This is a genomic window from Pseudoduganella chitinolytica, from assembly GCF_029028125.1.
Classification (GTDB): domain Bacteria; phylum Pseudomonadota; class Gammaproteobacteria; order Burkholderiales; family Burkholderiaceae_D; genus Rugamonas; species Rugamonas chitinolytica.
In genome coordinates this window covers 1,820,758-1,835,617 of the sequence record NZ_CP119083.1, presented here as the reverse complement: position 1 = coordinate 1,835,617, position 14,860 = coordinate 1,820,758, and the positions used below count along the sequence as shown (strand labels likewise).

Genomic DNA, 14,860 nt, shown 5'->3' with positions numbered 1-14,860 from the left:
GAAAAAAGGCGGCCGCAGCCGCCTTTTCGTCCTATGCTGACAACAATGCTTACTGGCGCACGCAGTCGACGAAGTAATCGCGCTTGCCATTGACTTCGCGCTTGACGAGGCCGTGCACGTCCGTCTCGAAGCCGGGGAAGCGCTCGTTGAAGTCGCGTGCGAAGCGCAGGTAGTCGACGATCGTCTTGTTGAAGCGCTCGCCCGGGATCAGGAGCGGAATGCCCGGCGGGTAAGGCGTCAGGAGGATCGACGTGATGCGCCCTTCCAGGTCGTCGATCGCCACGCGCTCGATCTCGCGGTGCGCCATCTTGGCGAAGGCGTCCGACGGTTTCATCGCCGGGATCATGTCCGACAGGTACATCTCCGTCGTCAGGCGCGCCACGTCGTAGGCCTTGTAGAAGTCGTGGATCTGCTGGCACAGGTCGCGCAGGCCCATCTTCTCGTAACGCGGGTTCGCGGCCGAGAACTCCGGCAGGATGCGCCACAGCGGGGCGTTCTTGTCGTAGTCGTCCTTGAACTGCTGCAGGGCGGTCAGGAGCGTGTTCCAGCGGCCCTTCGTGATGCCGATCGTGAACATGATGAAGAACGAGTACAGGCCGCACTTCTCGACGATGACGCCGTGCTCGGCCAGGTACTTGGTGACGATGGACGCCGGGATGCCGGAGTCGGCGAACTGGCCTTCCAGCGACAGGCCCGGGTTGACGATCGTGGCCTTGATCGGATCGAGCATGTTGAAGCCCGGCGCCAGCTTGCCGAAGCCGTGCCAGTCGTCCTCGGCGCGGATGATCCAGTCCTCGCGCGTGCCGATGCCTTCCTCGGCGAACGTGTCGGGACCCCACACCTTGAACCACCAGTCCTGGCCCCATTCCTCGTCGATCTTCTTCATCGCGCGGCGGAAGTCCAGCGCTTCCAGGATCGATTCCTCGACCAAGGCCGTGCCGCCCGGCGCTTCCATCATGGCGGCCGCCACGTCGCACGACGCGATGATGGAGTATTGCGGCGAGGTCGACGTGTGCATCAGGTAGGCTTCGTTGAACGCATCCTTGTCCAGCTTGACGGTCTCGGACTCGCGCACCAGTACCTGCGACGCCTGCGACAGGCCGGCCAGCAGCTTGTGGGTGGACTGCGTCGAGAAGATCATCGACTCCTTGGCGCGCGGGCGGTCCTTGCCGATCGCGTGCATGTCCTTGTAGAAGTCGTGGAAGGTGGCGTGCGGCAGCCACGCTTCGTCGAAGTGCAGCGTGTCGATCTTCCCGTCCAGCATTTCGCGCAGGGTCTCGACGTTGTACACCACGCCGTCGTAGGTGGACTGCGTGATGGTCAGGATGCGCGGCTTCTTGTTGGCGGCGTCGCGCGCGAACGGGTTGTTCTCGATCTTTTTCTGGATCGACTCCATCGTGAACTCTTCCAGCGGGATCGGTCCGATGATGCCCAGGTGGTTGCGGGTCGGCATCAGGAACACGGGGATCGCGCCGCACATGATGATCGAGTGCAGGATCGACTTGTGGCAGTTGCGGTCGACCACGACGATGTCGCCCGGCGCCACGGTGGAGTGCCACACCATCTTGTTCGACGTGGACGTGCCGTTGGTGACGAAGTAGCAGTGGTCGGCATTGTAGATGCGTGCCGCGTTGCGCTCGGAAGCGGCGACGGGGCCCGTGTGGTCCAGCAGCTGGCCCAGTTCTTCCACGGCGTTGCAGACGTCCGCGCGCAGCATGTTCTCGCCGAAGAACTGATGGAACATCTGGCCGATCGGCGACTTCAGGAACGCCACGCCGCCCGAGTGGCCCGGGCAGTGCCACGAGTACGAGCCGTCGTTGGCGTAGTGGACGAGGGCGCGGAAGAACGGCGGCGACAGGCCGTCCAGGTAGGACTTCGCTTCGCGGATGATGTGGCGCGCGACGAATTCCGGCGTGTCCTCGAACATGTGGATGAAGCCATGCAGCTCGCGCAGGATGTCGTTCGGGATGTGGCGCGACGTGCGCGTCTCGCCGTACAGGTAGATCGGGATGTCCGCGTTCTTGTAGCGGATCTCCTCGACGAACGCGCGCAGGGATTTGAGCGCATGGTCGGTTTCCTCGATCGAGCCGCCGCCGAATTCCTCGTCGTCGATGGACAGGACGAACGCGGATGCGCGCGACTGCTGCTGCGCGAACTGCGCCAGGTCGCCGTAGCTGGTCACGCCCAGCACTTCCATGCCTTCCTTCTCCATGGCCGCGGCCAGGGCGCGGATGCCCAGGCCGGACGTGTTCTCGGAACGGAAGTCCTCGTCGATAATGACGATGGGGAAACGAAATTTCATGATGTCTCCAAAAAGAAGAACCGCCCCGGGTCATTCGATAACCGGAGCGGGCGGGGCGCGCTGCACGCGTGGGCCGGGGCCTGGCGGGCGGCGGGATGCCAATATGGGGCGCGCGGCGCCCCCAAAAAAAAGAACCGGGATTCTCGCAGAAATCGCGCGCGTCCGGTGAAAAAATTCCAATGAATTTTTACCACCGGCATCCGCGTGCTCATGACCGCGGCGACGTCAGCGGCCGCCGGCCGTGGCGGCGCCGGACAGCGTGCCCAGCGGGTCCATCCGCAGCCAGGCAAGGATGTCCGGCGCGAGGCCGGCGCCGGCCCTGGCATGGCGTTGGCCGGCATGGTCGACCGCGAGGCCGTGCGGGCCGTGGACGTGGAAACCGTGTCCTGACATCTGTTGGCTATCCTTGTGCTGGTTGGCGTTGGTAGGTGACGATCGCATATCCCACGCCGCTGGCCGCATCATACGCCTGCCGCTCCGTTTCATGCCACACGGTCGCGTCGATCGGCGGGAAGAACGTGTCGCAGTCGTACACCCGGTCGATATGGGTGACGATCAGGCGATCCGCCACGCCGAGCGCCTCGGCGAAAATCTGCGCGCCGCCGATGATGAACGCGGGCGCATCGCCCACCAGCGCCACCGCCTCGGCCAGCGAGCCCACGGCCTCGACGCCGTCGTGGCGCCAGTCCGGGTTGCGCGTGACGACGATGCTGCGCCGGTTCGGCAGCGGGCGGCCGATGGAGTCGAACGTCTTGCGGCCCATGACGATCGGATGGCCCGTCGTCAGGCGCTTGAAGTGCGCGAGGTCTTCCGGCAGGTGCCAGGGCAGCTGGTTGTCGCGGCCGATGCCGAGGTTGCGGTCGACGGCGACGATGATGGCGAGTTGCGTCATGGGGTCTTGTAAAAGAGGGTTCGTTGCGGCCCGTATTATAGGGGCTAGTCCGCATGCCTGGCGGCCGCCCGACAAATTGACAAATATTTCCGAGAATAAAGTCACTTCGTGAGTATTGGAGAGAATTGCGGGGCCGTGTTTCCTTTATCGTAACGACTTTTTGCATCGGATAAGGGAGCGCGGGTGGATCTGCAGGGCTATGCGGCATTGATCGAGCGGCTGGAGCAGGAGTCGCGTGCGCGGCCCGCGCGGTTTCGCACGCGCGTGCTGCTCGTCAGCCTGGGCCTGTACGGTGCCGAGCTGGCGTTGCTGCTGGCCGCCTGGCTGGCCTGTCACGCGCTGTTGAAGCTGTTGCCGCCGGATGCCACGTTGGCGGCGGCAGTGCTGGGCGCGCTGGCTGCGCTGACGCTGAAGTGGCTGCTGTGGCCGCGCGTGCCAACGCCGCAAGGACGGCGCCTGACGCGTGCGGAGGCGCCAGCGCTGTTCGACGCCCTCGACCGGATGAGCGCCCGCATGGCGACGCCGCCGATCCACCACGTGCTGGTGGATGCGCGCTACAACGCGGCCGTGCTGCAGCAGCCGCGCTGGGGCGGGCTGTGGGGCCGCCGCACCAACTACCTGATGGTCGGCCTGCCGTACCTGCTGGCGGTGTCGACCAGCGAGCTGTTCGCCACGCTGGCGCATGAACTGGGTCACCTGGGCGGCGGCCGCGCGCCGCTGCAGGCATGGGTGTACCGCCAGCGCCGCCTGGTCGGCACGTTGTCCGAGCAGGCGCAGGAGCGCTTCCGCGGGCGCTGGCTGGACGCCGCGCTGGCCTACTACAACGCCGTCACGTTCGTGCTGGCGCGGCAGCACGAGTACGAAGCGGACCGCGCCGCCACCGCCCTGGTGGGGGCCACCGTCAACGCGCGCGGCCTGGTGCGCGACACGCTGCAGATGCGCTGGCTGCACGAGACCTTCTGGCCCACGCTGCTGCGCCAGGCCGACCGTGCCGTGCGGCCGCCATTCATGCCATACGCCGCCATGCGCACCGCGTTCCGTGCCGGCCATCCCCAATGGGCCCGGCCGGAGCGGTTGGAGGCCGCGCTGGCGCAGCGTTCTGGCCGGCACGACACGCATCCCTGCCTGCGCGAACGGCTGGCCGCGATGGGCGTGGCGGCGGCGCTGCCGCCGGCGCTGGAGCGCACCGCCGCCGACGTGCTGCTGGGTCCCGCCACGACGCGCCGGCTGGTCGCCGAGTTCGACGCGCTGTGGTGGCGCCGCGAAGGGCGGGCCTGGGAGCAGCGCTACCGCCAGGCGCGCGAGGCACGCCAGCGCCTGCAATTGCTGGCCGCGCAGGACGTCGCCACGCTGGCGTCGGCCCAGCTGGAAGAGCTGGCGTTGCTGACGACGGAGTTCGACACGCCGCAGGCCGCGCGCCCGCTGCTGGCGCGCCTGCTGGCGCAGCCGGACGGTCCGCACGCGCAGGCGGCGTTCCACTACGGACGCCTGCTGCTCGATGCCGACGACGCACAAGGCTTGCGCTACCTGCAGGTCGCCGCCGCCACCGATCCCGCGCTGGTCCAGAGCGCCGCCATGCAGGGTCACCAGTTCCTGCTGCGCACCCAGGACGCCCATGCGGCCGGGCGCTGGCTGGAGCTGGTGCAGCCACCGTCCTGACGCGCCGCGCTATACTGGTCCGTCATCCACACACCCGAGGAGGCACCATGAAAGTCTATCTGGCCGTGGTCGAGACGCTGGCCGACTGGGAAATCGGCTATCTGACGGCCGAACTGCACAGCCGGCGCTTCTTTGCCAATCCGCTGGCACCTTTCGAGCTGGTCCTGGTGGGATCGACGGAGGCGACGGTGCACAGCATGGGCGGCATGGCGCTGACGCCGGCGCTGCGCCTGGACGAAGTGGCGATGGCGCAAGGCGACTTGCTGCTGCTGCCCGGTGCGGACATCTGGGACCAGCCGCAAGCCCAGGCGGCGCTGGCATTCGCGCGCGCCCGGCTGGACGAGGGCCACAACGTCGCGGCGATCTGCGGCGCGACCAACGGGCTGGCCCAGGTGGGCGCGCTGGACCGGCATGCGCACACCAGCAACGATCTCGATTTCCTCAAGGAGACGTGCCCCAGCTACCAGGGCGCGGCCCTGTACCGGCAGGAGCCCGCAGTACGCGACCGCAACCTGATCACCGCCACGGGCCTGGCGCCGCTGGAGTTCGCGCACGAGGTGTTCAAGTTGCTGGACGTGATGCGGCCGGCCACGCTGGAGGCGTGGTACCAGCTGCACCGGACGCGCGAGGCGAAGTGGTTCCATGCGCTGATCCAGTCGATGCAGCCGGAGCAGCAGGGGTCTGTCCCCGGGAAGTGAGGGCGCTGACCTCGGCCGTCGGCAGCGCCAGGGGACTGCCCCCGGTTTTGATCGCACAGCCTGGGTTCCCGGCACTCGTCCGCCGCAGAAGGAAACCGGGGTCAGTCCCTTGCAGGGACAGACCCCAACCGTCGCAGTCGCCCTTCGTTCCCTTACACCGCCATCGGCGCGGTCAGCGGCGGATGATGCAGGTAGCCTTCCAGGCTGAAATCGGACGGCTCGATCCGCTCCAGCCACGCCGGCTCGTACCGTCCCGTCTCGGCAAACGCGGGCACGCGGTCGGCAATCACGAGGCGCGGCAGCGGATACGGCTCGCGCTGGAGCTGCTCCCGCACCATGTCCAGGTGGTTTTCATAGATGTGCGCATCGCCGACGAAGTAGCTGAACCAGCGCGGCGTATAGCCCGTCAGCCGGCCCACCAGGGCCAGCAGCACGGCCGCTTCGGCGATATTGAACGGCGTGCCCAGGCCGATATCGTTGCTGCGCACGTACAGGCACAGCGAGATCTCTTTTGTTGTCGCGTTCGGGATGAACTGGTACAGCAGGTGGCACGCCGGCAGCGCCACCTCGTCCAGCACGGCCGGGTTCCAGCCGTGGAACAGGATGCGGCGGCTGCCCGGGTTGTGCACGATCGTGTCCAGGCATTCGCGCAACTGGTCCACCGCCTTGTACAGCAGCACGCGCTCGACGCCATTGTCGCTGAGCGGCGCGACGACGCTGAAACCGTTGGCGCGGGCGGCATCGATCTGCGCCGTGGCGGCCGCATCGAGCAGCTTGTAGGCCGGCCATTCGCGCCACTGCACGCCATACACGGGGCCCAGGTCGTCGGTGCCGGCGCGGAACGGATTGTCCAGCCACTGGCGGTTCTCGTTGGCGTTCTGGTCCCACACCTTGCAACCCAGCGCGCGGAAGTCGGCCGCGCTGCGCGAGGCGCGCAGGAAGGCGCACAGCTCGCCCACGACGGACTTGAACGCCAGCTTCTTCGTCGTCACCGCCGGAAAGCCCTTGGCAAGGTCGAAGCGCATCATCGCGCCCGGCACGGACAACGTGCGGATGCCGGTGCGGTTGTCCTGCCAGCTGCCTTCGGCAAGGACGGTTTCGATCAGTTGCTGGTACTGCTGCATGCGGTTCTCCGTAAAGCGTGCGCGCGGCGCAAAGCCCGCGATTCTATCATGCGCGCCGTTACCGTTTGGCCTTGGCCTTGGCCTCGGCCTTGGCCCTGCCTCCCGCCTTGGCGCCTGGCTGTGGACCGTACGTCTTTGGCGCCACGCCTGGCGCGGCAGGCTTGCGCGGCTTGCGAGCCGGCGCGGCCGGTGCCATCGGCGCTTTTTCAAAACCGCCGGCGGGGCGGGGCGCCGTGCCTTGCGGCTTGGCCGCGGCGGGACGTGGCGACCGGGCAGGACGCGCGGGCACAGCGGCTTTGGGCGCAACGCCGGTGGACGGTACCCGGTGGTTCGCCTCGAAGCCCGGCTCCTCGACCCGCGGCAGCACCTGCTTGATCAGCGTCTCGATCGCGCGCAGCAGCTCGACTTCGTCCGCCGCCACCAGCGAGATGGCCTGGCCCGCCGCGCCGGCGCGGCCCGTGCGGCCGATGCGGTGCACGTAGTCCTCGGCCACCGTCGGCAGGTCCACGTTGACGACCAGCGGCAGCGCCTGGATGTCCAGCCCCCGTGCGGCCACGTCGGTGGCCACCAGCAGTTGTACCTGCTGCTGCTTGAACCGGCTCAACGCCTGCAGGCGGGCCGGCTGCGGGCGGTCGCCGTGGATCGCCTCGGCGCTGAAGCCTTCATCCTGCAGCATGGCGACGAGCTGGTCGACGCCTTTCCTGGTCTTCACGAACACCAGCGCCTGGCCCCAGCGCTGCTGGCGGGCGAGATGCACCAGCAGTTCCGGCTTGGCCTTCTTGTCCGTCGTGTAGACGAGCTGGCGCACCGTTTTCGCGGCCGCATTGGCGGGGCTGGCCTGCACGGAGACGGGGTCGCGCAGCAGCTGGCCCGCCAGCGCGCGGATCGTGTCGGAGAACGTGGCCGAGAACAGCAAGGTCTGGCGCGCGGGGGCAGGGCGGCAAACACGGCATCGAGGTCGGCCGCGAAACCCAGGTCCAGCATGCGGTCGGCCTCGTCCAGCACCAGCGTCTCCAGTTGCGTGAACGTCAGCGCGCCCTGGCGCAGCAGGTCGAGCAGGCGGCCCGGCGTTGCCACCAGTACGTCCAGGCCCTTGCGCAGCTTGCTGACCTGCGGCTCGATCGGCACGCCGCCATAGGCCACGAAGGAACGCAGCGGCAGACTGGCGCCATAGCGGCGGAAGCTGTCGTAGACCTGCTCGGCGAGTTCGCGGGTGGGCACCAGCACCAGGCAGCGCACGCCGTGCGGGCCGACGGCGCCCGCCAGCGTCAGGCGCTGCAGCAGCGGCAGTGCGAAGCCGGCCGTCTTGCCCGTGCCCGTCTGGGCCGCGGCCATCAGGTCGCGCCCCGCCAGCACGGCGGGAATGGCCTGTTTCTGTACCGGGGTCGGGGCGTCGTAGCCCAGGTCCGCCAGGGTGCGCAGCAGCGGATCGATCAGTTGCAATGCGGCGAAGCTCATCGTGCCGCCTCCAGTTCCGCGTGCCACGCTGCCAGCGCGGCATGCACGGTGTCGTCGGGGAGGGCCAGCAGGTTGTCGCCCACGTACCACTCCGTGTAGCTGGTGCGCGGCAGCGCCGCGTGATGCACCTGGTTGTGCAGCCAGACCTGGTGTTCCTGGGCGATGCGGTTGCGGATCGCCAGTGCCGTGTCGCGCGCGACCGGCAGGTGCAGGTGCAGCAGGTTGGCCTGCGGCCGCTCGGGGTTGGGTCGCAGCAGCGGATAGCCCCGTAGCGCCTCGAACAGCCACTGCGTGCGGCGGAAGTACGCCGGCATCGCGGCCAGGCGCGCGTCCAGCTGCATCGCCGCCGCCACGACGTACGGTGTACGGTGGATCAGGTTGCCGCCCTGGCGGCGGTACCATTCGCGTGCCTGCTCGACAAAGTCGCGCCGGCCGGCCAGCACGGCGCCGCCCAGGCCGCCGATGCCCTTGTACAGCGACACGTAGACCGAATCGAAGCCCGCCGCCACTTCGGCGGGCGGGCGACCGTAGCCGGCGGCCGCTTCCCACAGGCGGGCGCCGTCCATGTGCAGGTGCACGTTGGCGGCGGCGCAGTGGTCCTTGAGCGCCGTCAGGTCGTCCCAGGGCGGGCACTGGCCGCCGATCTCGCGGGCCGGCAGCTCCAGCGCCACGGCCCCCAGCCGGTCCGGGATCGCCTGCAGCTCGTCCAGCGTGAACGGGCGGTAGGGACTGCCGGTCGGCAGTGCCGTGAAGTGGCCGAACAGCTGGTGGTTGGCGCGCTCGTGCTTCAGGATGTGCGCCGTCGGATGCAGCGCCACCAGATCGCTGCCGCGCGCCGCGCAGGCCAGCCGCAGCGCCGTGGCCTGCGCCATCGTGCCGGTGATGCAGAATACGGCCGCCTCCATGCCGAGCAGCGCGGCGACCTTGCGTTCCAGGCCCTCGATCAGGTCCCCCTCGCCATAGACATCGTGTTCGATGGCGTTGTCCTCGCACCACGCGGCCATCGCGGCGAATGCCTGCGCCGGGGTGGACTGGCGGTGGCCGGGCAGTACCGCGCGGCAGGCGCGCCGCAGCGCGCTTTCGTCGACGGCGGGGGTCATTGCGCAGCCTCGACCGGCATCGGCGTCACGTGCACGCTGTGGAACTGCAGGGCGGCCAGGTTGGCATACACGCCTCCCAGCGCGACCAGCGACCGGTGCGTGCCGACTTCCACGATGCGCCCGTCTTCCATCACGACGATGCGGTCGGCCCGCTGCACGGTGGCGAGGCGGTGCGCGATGATGACGGTGGTGCGGCCCACCATGGCCGCCTCCAGCGCCGACTGCACCAGGCGCTCGGATTCGGCATCGAGCGCGCTGGTGGCTTCGTCCAGGAGCAGCAGCGGCGGGTTCTTCAGCAGGGCGCGGGCGATCGCGATGCGCTGTCGCTGGCCGCCGGACAGGCGCACGCCGCGCTCGCCCAGGAATGACTGGTAGCCGTGCGGCAGGCGTTCGATGAAATCGTGCGCGGCGGCCAGCTGCGCCGCCTGGATCACTTCCGCGTCCGTCGCGCCGGCGCGGCCGTAGCGGATGTTCTCCATCGCGTTGGCGGAGAAGATCACGGTATCCTGCGGCACGATGCCGACAGCGTCACGCAGGGTGTGCAGGTCGAGCTGGCGGATGTCGACGCCGTCCAGCCGGATAGTGCCCTGCTGCGGATCGTAGAAGCGCAGGAACAGCTGGAACAGCGTGGTCTTGCCGGCGCCGGACGGGCCGACGATGGCCACCGTCTCGCCGGCCCGGATGTCCAGGTCGACGTGCGCCAGCGCCGGGCTGTCGGGCCGCGACGGGTAGCGGAACGTGACGCCGGCGAGGCTCAGGGCCGCGCCGGTGGCCGCGCGCGGCGGCAGCGCCACCGGCTGCGCCGGCGACTGGATGTCCGAGCGCACCGCCATCAGTTCCAGCAGCCGCTCGGTCGCGCCGGCGGCGCGCTGCGCCTCGCCCATCACTTCGGAGAGGGCGCCGATGGCGCCCGCCACGATGGAGGCGTACAGGATGAACTGGCCCAGGTCGCCGCCCGACATCGTCCCTTCGAGGACCGCGTGGGCGCCCAGCCACAGCACGAACACGATAGTGCCGAACACCAGCACGATGGCCAGCATCGTCAGCAGCGCGCGGGCGCGGATGCGGCGCATGGCGGTGACGAACGCGCTCTCGACGGAGGCGCCGAAGCGGGCCGTCTCGATGTGCTCGTGGGTGAACGCCTGCACGGTCGGCATCGCGTTCAGGATCTCGCCCGCGACGGCGGAGGCGTCGGCCACGCGGTCCTGCGAGTCGCGCGACAGCTTGCGCACGCGCCGGCCGAACATCACGATCGGCACGATGGTCAAGACCAGGAGGCCCAGGATGATGGACGACAGCTTCGGGCTCGTCACGAACAGCATCACGAGGCCGCCGGCGAACAGCAGCAGGTTGCGCAGCGCGACGGAAATGCTGGTGCCGACCACGGCCTGGATCAGCGTGGTATCGGTGGTGATGCGCGACAGTACTTCGCCCGTCTGCGTGGTCTCGAAGAAGGCGGGGCTCTGCTGCACCACGTGGCGGTAGACGGCGGCGCGGATGTCGGCCGTGACGCGCTCGCCCAGCCACGACACCGTATAGAAGCGCGCGGCGGTGGCCAGCGCCAGCACGGTGGCGACGCCGAACAGCGCCAGGAACACGGCGTTGACGTGCCCCGCGCTGTCGATGCCCGCCTTGCCGCCGAAGCCCAGGTCGATCATCTGCTTGAAGGCGTACGGGATCGCCAGCGTGGCGCCGGCGGCCACCGTCAGCGCGATCCCCGCCAGCACGAACTGCAGGCGGTAGGGGGCCAGGAACGGCGCCAGGCCGCGCAGGGCGGCCAGGCTGCCTTTTTGCTGCTCGCGTTGGGTCGCTGTCGGAGTCTGCTGCGCGCTGCCGCCGGTGCTGCTGGTGCTGCCGGTACTAGTACTGCTGGTGGTGCCGTTGCTCATTGTGATGGCTGCCTTGCGGGCAGTGTCGTTGATTGCATGGTTGTTGTTCTACAGCTTCATCGGCGCGACATAGCCCGTCAGTTCCATATAGGCGCGCCCGACCGGACGGCCGTCGCGGCTGACCGTCACGGCCCCTTCCCAGTACACCGCGCCCGTCGAGCGGCGCGAGTCCAGTTCCTGGTCGTCCTGCAGCGGTGCGATGTCCCAGCCGGTACCGCCCGTGACGAGGTGCTGCGCCACCGGATACTCGGCATTCGTGCGCGGCGAGCGCCAGCGCCGCCGGGGCGTGAAGCTCACGGCTTCGGGGCCATACTGCGTGACCTTGCCCGCCGCGTCGCGCCATGTCGCGTGGCCCCACAGTTTAGCACCTCCTCGCGAGCGGATCTGGAAGGCCATCAGGGCTCCGCCGTCGTCGAGGTTGGCACCGATCCACTCCCAGCCCGCCGCATCCGGGCCCAGCACCTGGTTCGACCATTCGTGATCGAGCCAGGACGTACCGGTGACCTGCTGTTGACGGCCGTCCGCGCGCGTGACGGTGCCGGTCGTGCGCAGCTGCGGCTTGCTGTAGTAGTAGCTGGCCTGCGCCGGGTGCGGTCCCTTCCGCGAGTAGCCGTTGACGCCCTGCGGCAGCACCGGCTGCGTGGGCGCCAGCGCCAGCCGCAGCGTGAAGCCGGCGCCGCGGATCGCCACGTCGTAGGTGCCGTCGGCCTTGCGCACCATGCGCCAGTCGTCCAGCTTGACATCCGTGTCCCCCGTTTTCGCGTAGGCCAGGCCGAACCCCTCGCGGGCGCTGCGCTGGTCGTGCAGCAGCTTGCCCTGGGCGGGATCGGACAGCGCGGCGTGGCCGACGATCAGTTGTTTCGGTGCGAACCGGCTGGGGTTCTGCGCATCCAGGCCGGTGGCGCTGCGAAAGAACGTCACCTGGTAGCCCAGCGCCTTGCCGTCCGGCGTCGTCAGCCAGCCCGTCGCGTACCACCATTCCGTCTTGTGGCCGGGGTGGGCGCCGAAGTCGCGCGGGAAATCCAGCGAACGGCCGGGTGGCAGCGGCGTGACGGGCTGGAAGGCGGGCGGCGCCGCCAGCGCGGGCGCGCACAGTACGACAGTCAACAGCCAGCGGCGCATTACCAGTCCTCCCTGACGGCGCGAATGGGACCGCCGGACAGCGCCTGCCGGCCCGCGACCAGCGCGGTCAGCATCGCCGCCACCAGCAGCGCGCCGGCGACGGCGCCCAGCAGCGGCCACGGGTAGTGCATTTCCATCGTCCAGTGGAACGACTGCGGGTTGACGACATGGACCAGCACCAGGCTGATGGCCCAGCCCAGCACGAAGCCCGTGCCGATGCCCAGCGCCGTCAGCGCGCCGCCTTCCAGCGCCAGGATGCCCAGCACCTGCCCGCGCGTGACGCCGACGTGGCGCAGCATGCCGAATTCCTTGGCGCGCGCCAGCGTCTGCGCCGAGAACGTCGCGGCCACGCCGAACAGGCCGATGACGATGGCGATGGCCTCCAGCAGGTAAGTGACGGCAAAGCTGCGGTCGAAGATCTTCAGCGACAGCGCGCGGATCTCGGTGGGCGCCGTGATGTCCAGCGCCTTGCCGAACGGCAGCCGCTTCAGGGCGGCCTGGGCGTCGCCCACCGTCGCGCCCTTGGCCAGCCACAGCGCGGCGTCGCTGACATCCGCGTCGCCCGTGATGCGGCGGTAGGCGTCGCGCGGTATCTGCACGGCGCCCGTCGAGCGGGCGTAGTCGCGCCAGACGCCGGCCACGAAGAACGGCCGCGGCGCGCCGCGCAGCGGCAGGTGCAGCGTGCTGCCCGGGACGATGCCGTACAGGTCGGCCATGGCTTCGGACACCCATGCCGGCGGCAGCGTGTTGCCGGCCGGACGGATGGCGGCGCTGCCGACCAGGACCAGCGTGCGGTCCGGGTGGGCCGGGTCGATGTCGCGCGCCAGCAGCGCGACGGCCGGACGCTGCGGCGACAGGGACACGGCGCCCAGGCGCATGAATTCGGCGCGGGCGATGCCGGGCGTGCCGCGGATGGCCTCTTGTTCGCGCGGCGTCAGGCCCGCCGTGGCGCCGCCCGCGGCAGTGCGGGCGTACAGGTCGGCCGGCAGCACCTGCAGGATCCAGTTGTCCACGGAGATGCGGAAGCTGGCCACCATGATGGCCATCGCGACCATCAGGCTGAAGCTGGACAGCACGCCGCCCAGTGCCACGCCGGCCTGGCTCGACGCGTTGGCCAGCCGGGCCAGGGTCAGGGCGGGCACGGCCGGTGCGGCAGGGCGCGTGCGCGTGGCCGCCAGCCAGCCGCGGTGCAGCAGGCGAAACGTCAGCGCGGCGATGCGCGGCATCAGGGCGATGCCGCCGACCAGCAGCAGCGCGATCGACAGGTAGCCGAACACGGGCAGTTCGAACACGGGCGGCGCCTGGCTCATGGCGGCGGCGAGAGCGATGCAGGCCAGCGCGGGCCAGGCGGGCGCCAGGCGGGCCAGCGCCACCTCGTCGGAACCGGATTTGAGGGCCACGGCCGGCGTGGCGCGCGCCGCTTCCCAAGCCGGGGCGGCGCATCCCAGCAGCGCCACGCCCACGCCCAGCGCGAAGTACACCAGGGCGCCCACGGGGGTGAACTGCACCGTCGGCTGGACGCCGGCAAAGTAGCCGGCACCCAGGTCGCCGCCGAAGAAGCGCAGCGCGGCGGCCGCGATGCCGTAGCCGGCCGCGATCCCGATCAGGGCGCCGACAAGGCCCAGCGCCAGCCCCTCCAGCAGCACCTGGCGCAGCAGGCGGCCCCGCTCCAGGCCCAGCACGCGCAGCAGCGCGAACTGGCTGCGCCGGCGCATCACGGACAACGCCTGCGTCGAGAACACCAGGAACGCACCCGTGAACAGGGCCACCAGTGCCAGCACGCTGAGGTTGACGCGGTAGGCGCGCGACAGGCTGCTGTTGCGGCTTTCCTGGTCCGCGTCGTTGGGCTGGCCCACGCGGAAGCGGCCCGGATAGTCGCGCTGCAGGCGCTCGTCCAGCGCCGCCTGGAAGGTGCCGCGGTCGACACCATCGCGCAGCTTCAGGTCGACGCGCGACAGCTGGCCCACGCGGCCGAAGCGCCACTGGGCGGCGCCGATGTCCATCACCCCCAGGCGCTGGCCCACGCGGGCGCGCTGCAGGCCGCCGGCGACCCGCAGCGCCAGCGGCACGGTGCCGACCTGGAACGCGACGGTGGCGCCGGGCTGGACGTCCAGCCACTGCTGCGCGGCCGCAGACAGGAACAGGGCGTCGTCCGCCAGCGTGTCGATCGCTTCGGCGTTGGCGGGCGCGCCCACCAGGTCCGGCGTGATGAAGCCGGCCCGGAACACGTCCAGCGCGACGATTTTCAGGGGCGGGCGGCCGTCCGGCATCGACGCGGCGAATTCCAGCACCGGCGAGGCCACGGCAACGTCGGGCAGCTGGGCCAGCATTGGATAGACGGCTTCGTCGAAGGTGGGCTCGGTGCCGGACACCTGCACGTCGGCCTGGCCGGACAGGCTCTTGATGGCGGACGAGAACTCGTTGAACGCGGCGGCATTGATCAGGTGGATGGCAAAGCCCAGCGCCACGCCGACGGCGATCGCGGCCACCGCCATCAGCGCACGCACGGGGTGGGCGCGCCACTCGCCCAGCAGCAGCCAGCGCGACAGGCGGCGCAGGCCGGCCTGGCGTTGGCGCGGCGGGAGTTCCCTGCGTGCCGGTGGCTCGTGCACGACG

The 14,860-nt window shown here is 69.8% G+C and carries 10 protein-coding genes and 1 pseudogene; 2 read left to right on the top strand and 9 right to left on the bottom strand.

Translation table 11 applies throughout. The features are described 5' to 3' along the window. Nucleotides 1-49: 49 nt before the first annotated feature. The 3 genes from PX653_RS08005 to PX653_RS07995 form a co-directional block, all read right to left on the bottom strand. Nucleotides 50-2,302 carry an arginine/lysine/ornithine decarboxylase gene (locus PX653_RS08005; protein ID WP_277417363.1) on the bottom strand — a complete coding sequence of 751 codons (2,253 nt, stop codon included), beginning with the start codon at nt 2,300-2,302 and terminating at the stop codon, nt 50-52. Nucleotides 2,303-2,527: 225 nt separating this feature from the next. Further along, nucleotides 2,528-2,695: a hypothetical protein gene (locus PX653_RS08000; protein ID WP_277417362.1), complete on the bottom strand. Its 168-nt coding sequence runs from the start codon at nt 2,693-2,695 to the stop codon at nt 2,528-2,530. Nucleotides 2,696-2,702: 7 nt separating this feature from the next. Beyond that, a complete protein-coding gene (locus PX653_RS07995; RefSeq protein WP_277417361.1) occupies nt 2,703-3,194 on the bottom strand; it encodes a dihydrofolate reductase in 492 nt (163 codons plus the stop codon). A 183-nt stretch (nt 3,195-3,377) separates the two neighbouring features. Between PX653_RS07995 and PX653_RS07990 the strand changes: the two genes are divergently transcribed. Continuing rightward, complete coding sequence (locus PX653_RS07990) at nt 3,378-4,853, top strand: M48 family metallopeptidase (protein WP_277417360.1); 1,476 nt, start codon at nt 3,378-3,380, stop codon at nt 4,851-4,853. Nucleotides 4,854-4,900: 47 nt separating this feature from the next. After that, complete coding sequence (locus PX653_RS07985; protein ID WP_277417359.1) at nt 4,901-5,551, top strand: DJ-1/PfpI family protein; 651 nt, start codon at nt 4,901-4,903, stop codon at nt 5,549-5,551. Nucleotides 5,552-5,703: 152 nt separating this feature from the next. Here the strand turns inward: PX653_RS07985 and PX653_RS07980 are convergent, their stop codons facing one another. The 6 genes and pseudogenes from PX653_RS07980 to PX653_RS07955 form a co-directional block, all read right to left on the bottom strand. After that, nucleotides 5,704-6,675 (bottom strand): thymidylate synthase, encoded by a 972-nt coding sequence (locus PX653_RS07980; protein WP_277417358.1) that lies wholly within the window; start codon nt 6,673-6,675, stop codon nt 5,704-5,706. Nucleotides 6,676-6,733: 58 nt separating this feature from the next. Continuing rightward, nucleotides 6,734-8,133, bottom strand: a pseudogene (locus PX653_RS07975) (DEAD/DEAH box helicase). Continuing rightward, nucleotides 8,130-9,233 carry a threonine aldolase family protein gene (locus PX653_RS07970; protein ID WP_277417357.1) on the bottom strand — a complete coding sequence of 368 codons (1,104 nt, stop codon included), beginning with the start codon at nt 9,231-9,233 and terminating at the stop codon, nt 8,130-8,132. The pseudogene PX653_RS07975 and the gene PX653_RS07970 overlap by 4 nt, the downstream one beginning before the upstream one ends. Beyond that, the gene (locus tag PX653_RS07965) at nt 9,230-11,122 is read right to left on the bottom strand and encodes an ABC transporter transmembrane domain-containing protein (protein ID WP_277417356.1); all 1,893 of its coding nucleotides are present in this window, start codon (nt 11,120-11,122) and stop codon (nt 9,230-9,232) included. Before PX653_RS07965 ends, PX653_RS07970 begins: the two co-directional genes overlap by 4 nt. A gap of 48 nt (nt 11,123-11,170) precedes the next feature. After that, nucleotides 11,171-12,244 carry a lipocalin-like domain-containing protein gene (locus PX653_RS07960; RefSeq protein ID WP_277417355.1) on the bottom strand — a complete coding sequence of 358 codons (1,074 nt, stop codon included), beginning with the start codon at nt 12,242-12,244 and terminating at the stop codon, nt 11,171-11,173. Next, nucleotides 12,244-14,856, bottom strand: a complete 2,613-nt coding sequence (locus PX653_RS07955) for an FtsX-like permease family protein (protein WP_371876468.1) — start codon at nt 14,854-14,856, stop codon at nt 12,244-12,246. Before PX653_RS07955 ends, PX653_RS07960 begins: the two co-directional genes overlap by 1 nt. Nucleotides 14,857-14,860: the final 4 nt, after the last annotated feature.

Bases quoted from the DNA above. Each gene is read 5' to 3' on its own strand.
- PX653_RS07965 (WP_277417356.1), bottom strand. From the start codon at position 11,122: ATGAGCAACGGCACCACCAGCAGTACTAGTACCGGCAGCACCAGCAGC.
- PX653_RS08005 (WP_277417363.1), bottom strand. From the start codon at position 2,302: ATGAAATTTCGTTTCCCCATCGTCATTATCGACGAGGACTTCCGTTCC.
- PX653_RS08000 (WP_277417362.1), bottom strand. From the start codon at position 2,695: ATGTCAGGACACGGTTTCCACGTCCACGGCCCGCACGGCCTCGCGGTC.
- PX653_RS07960 (WP_277417355.1), bottom strand. From the start codon at position 12,244: ATGCGCCGCTGGCTGTTGACTGTCGTACTGTGCGCGCCCGCGCTGGCG.
- PX653_RS07995 (WP_277417361.1), bottom strand. From the start codon at position 3,194: ATGACGCAACTCGCCATCATCGTCGCCGTCGACCGCAACCTCGGCATC.
- PX653_RS07970 (WP_277417357.1), bottom strand. From the start codon at position 9,233: ATGACCCCCGCCGTCGACGAAAGCGCGCTGCGGCGCGCCTGCCGCGCG.
- PX653_RS07980 (WP_277417358.1), bottom strand. From the start codon at position 6,675: ATGCAGCAGTACCAGCAACTGATCGAAACCGTCCTTGCCGAAGGCAGC.
- PX653_RS07985 (WP_277417359.1), top strand. From the start codon at position 4,901: ATGAAAGTCTATCTGGCCGTGGTCGAGACGCTGGCCGACTGGGAAATC.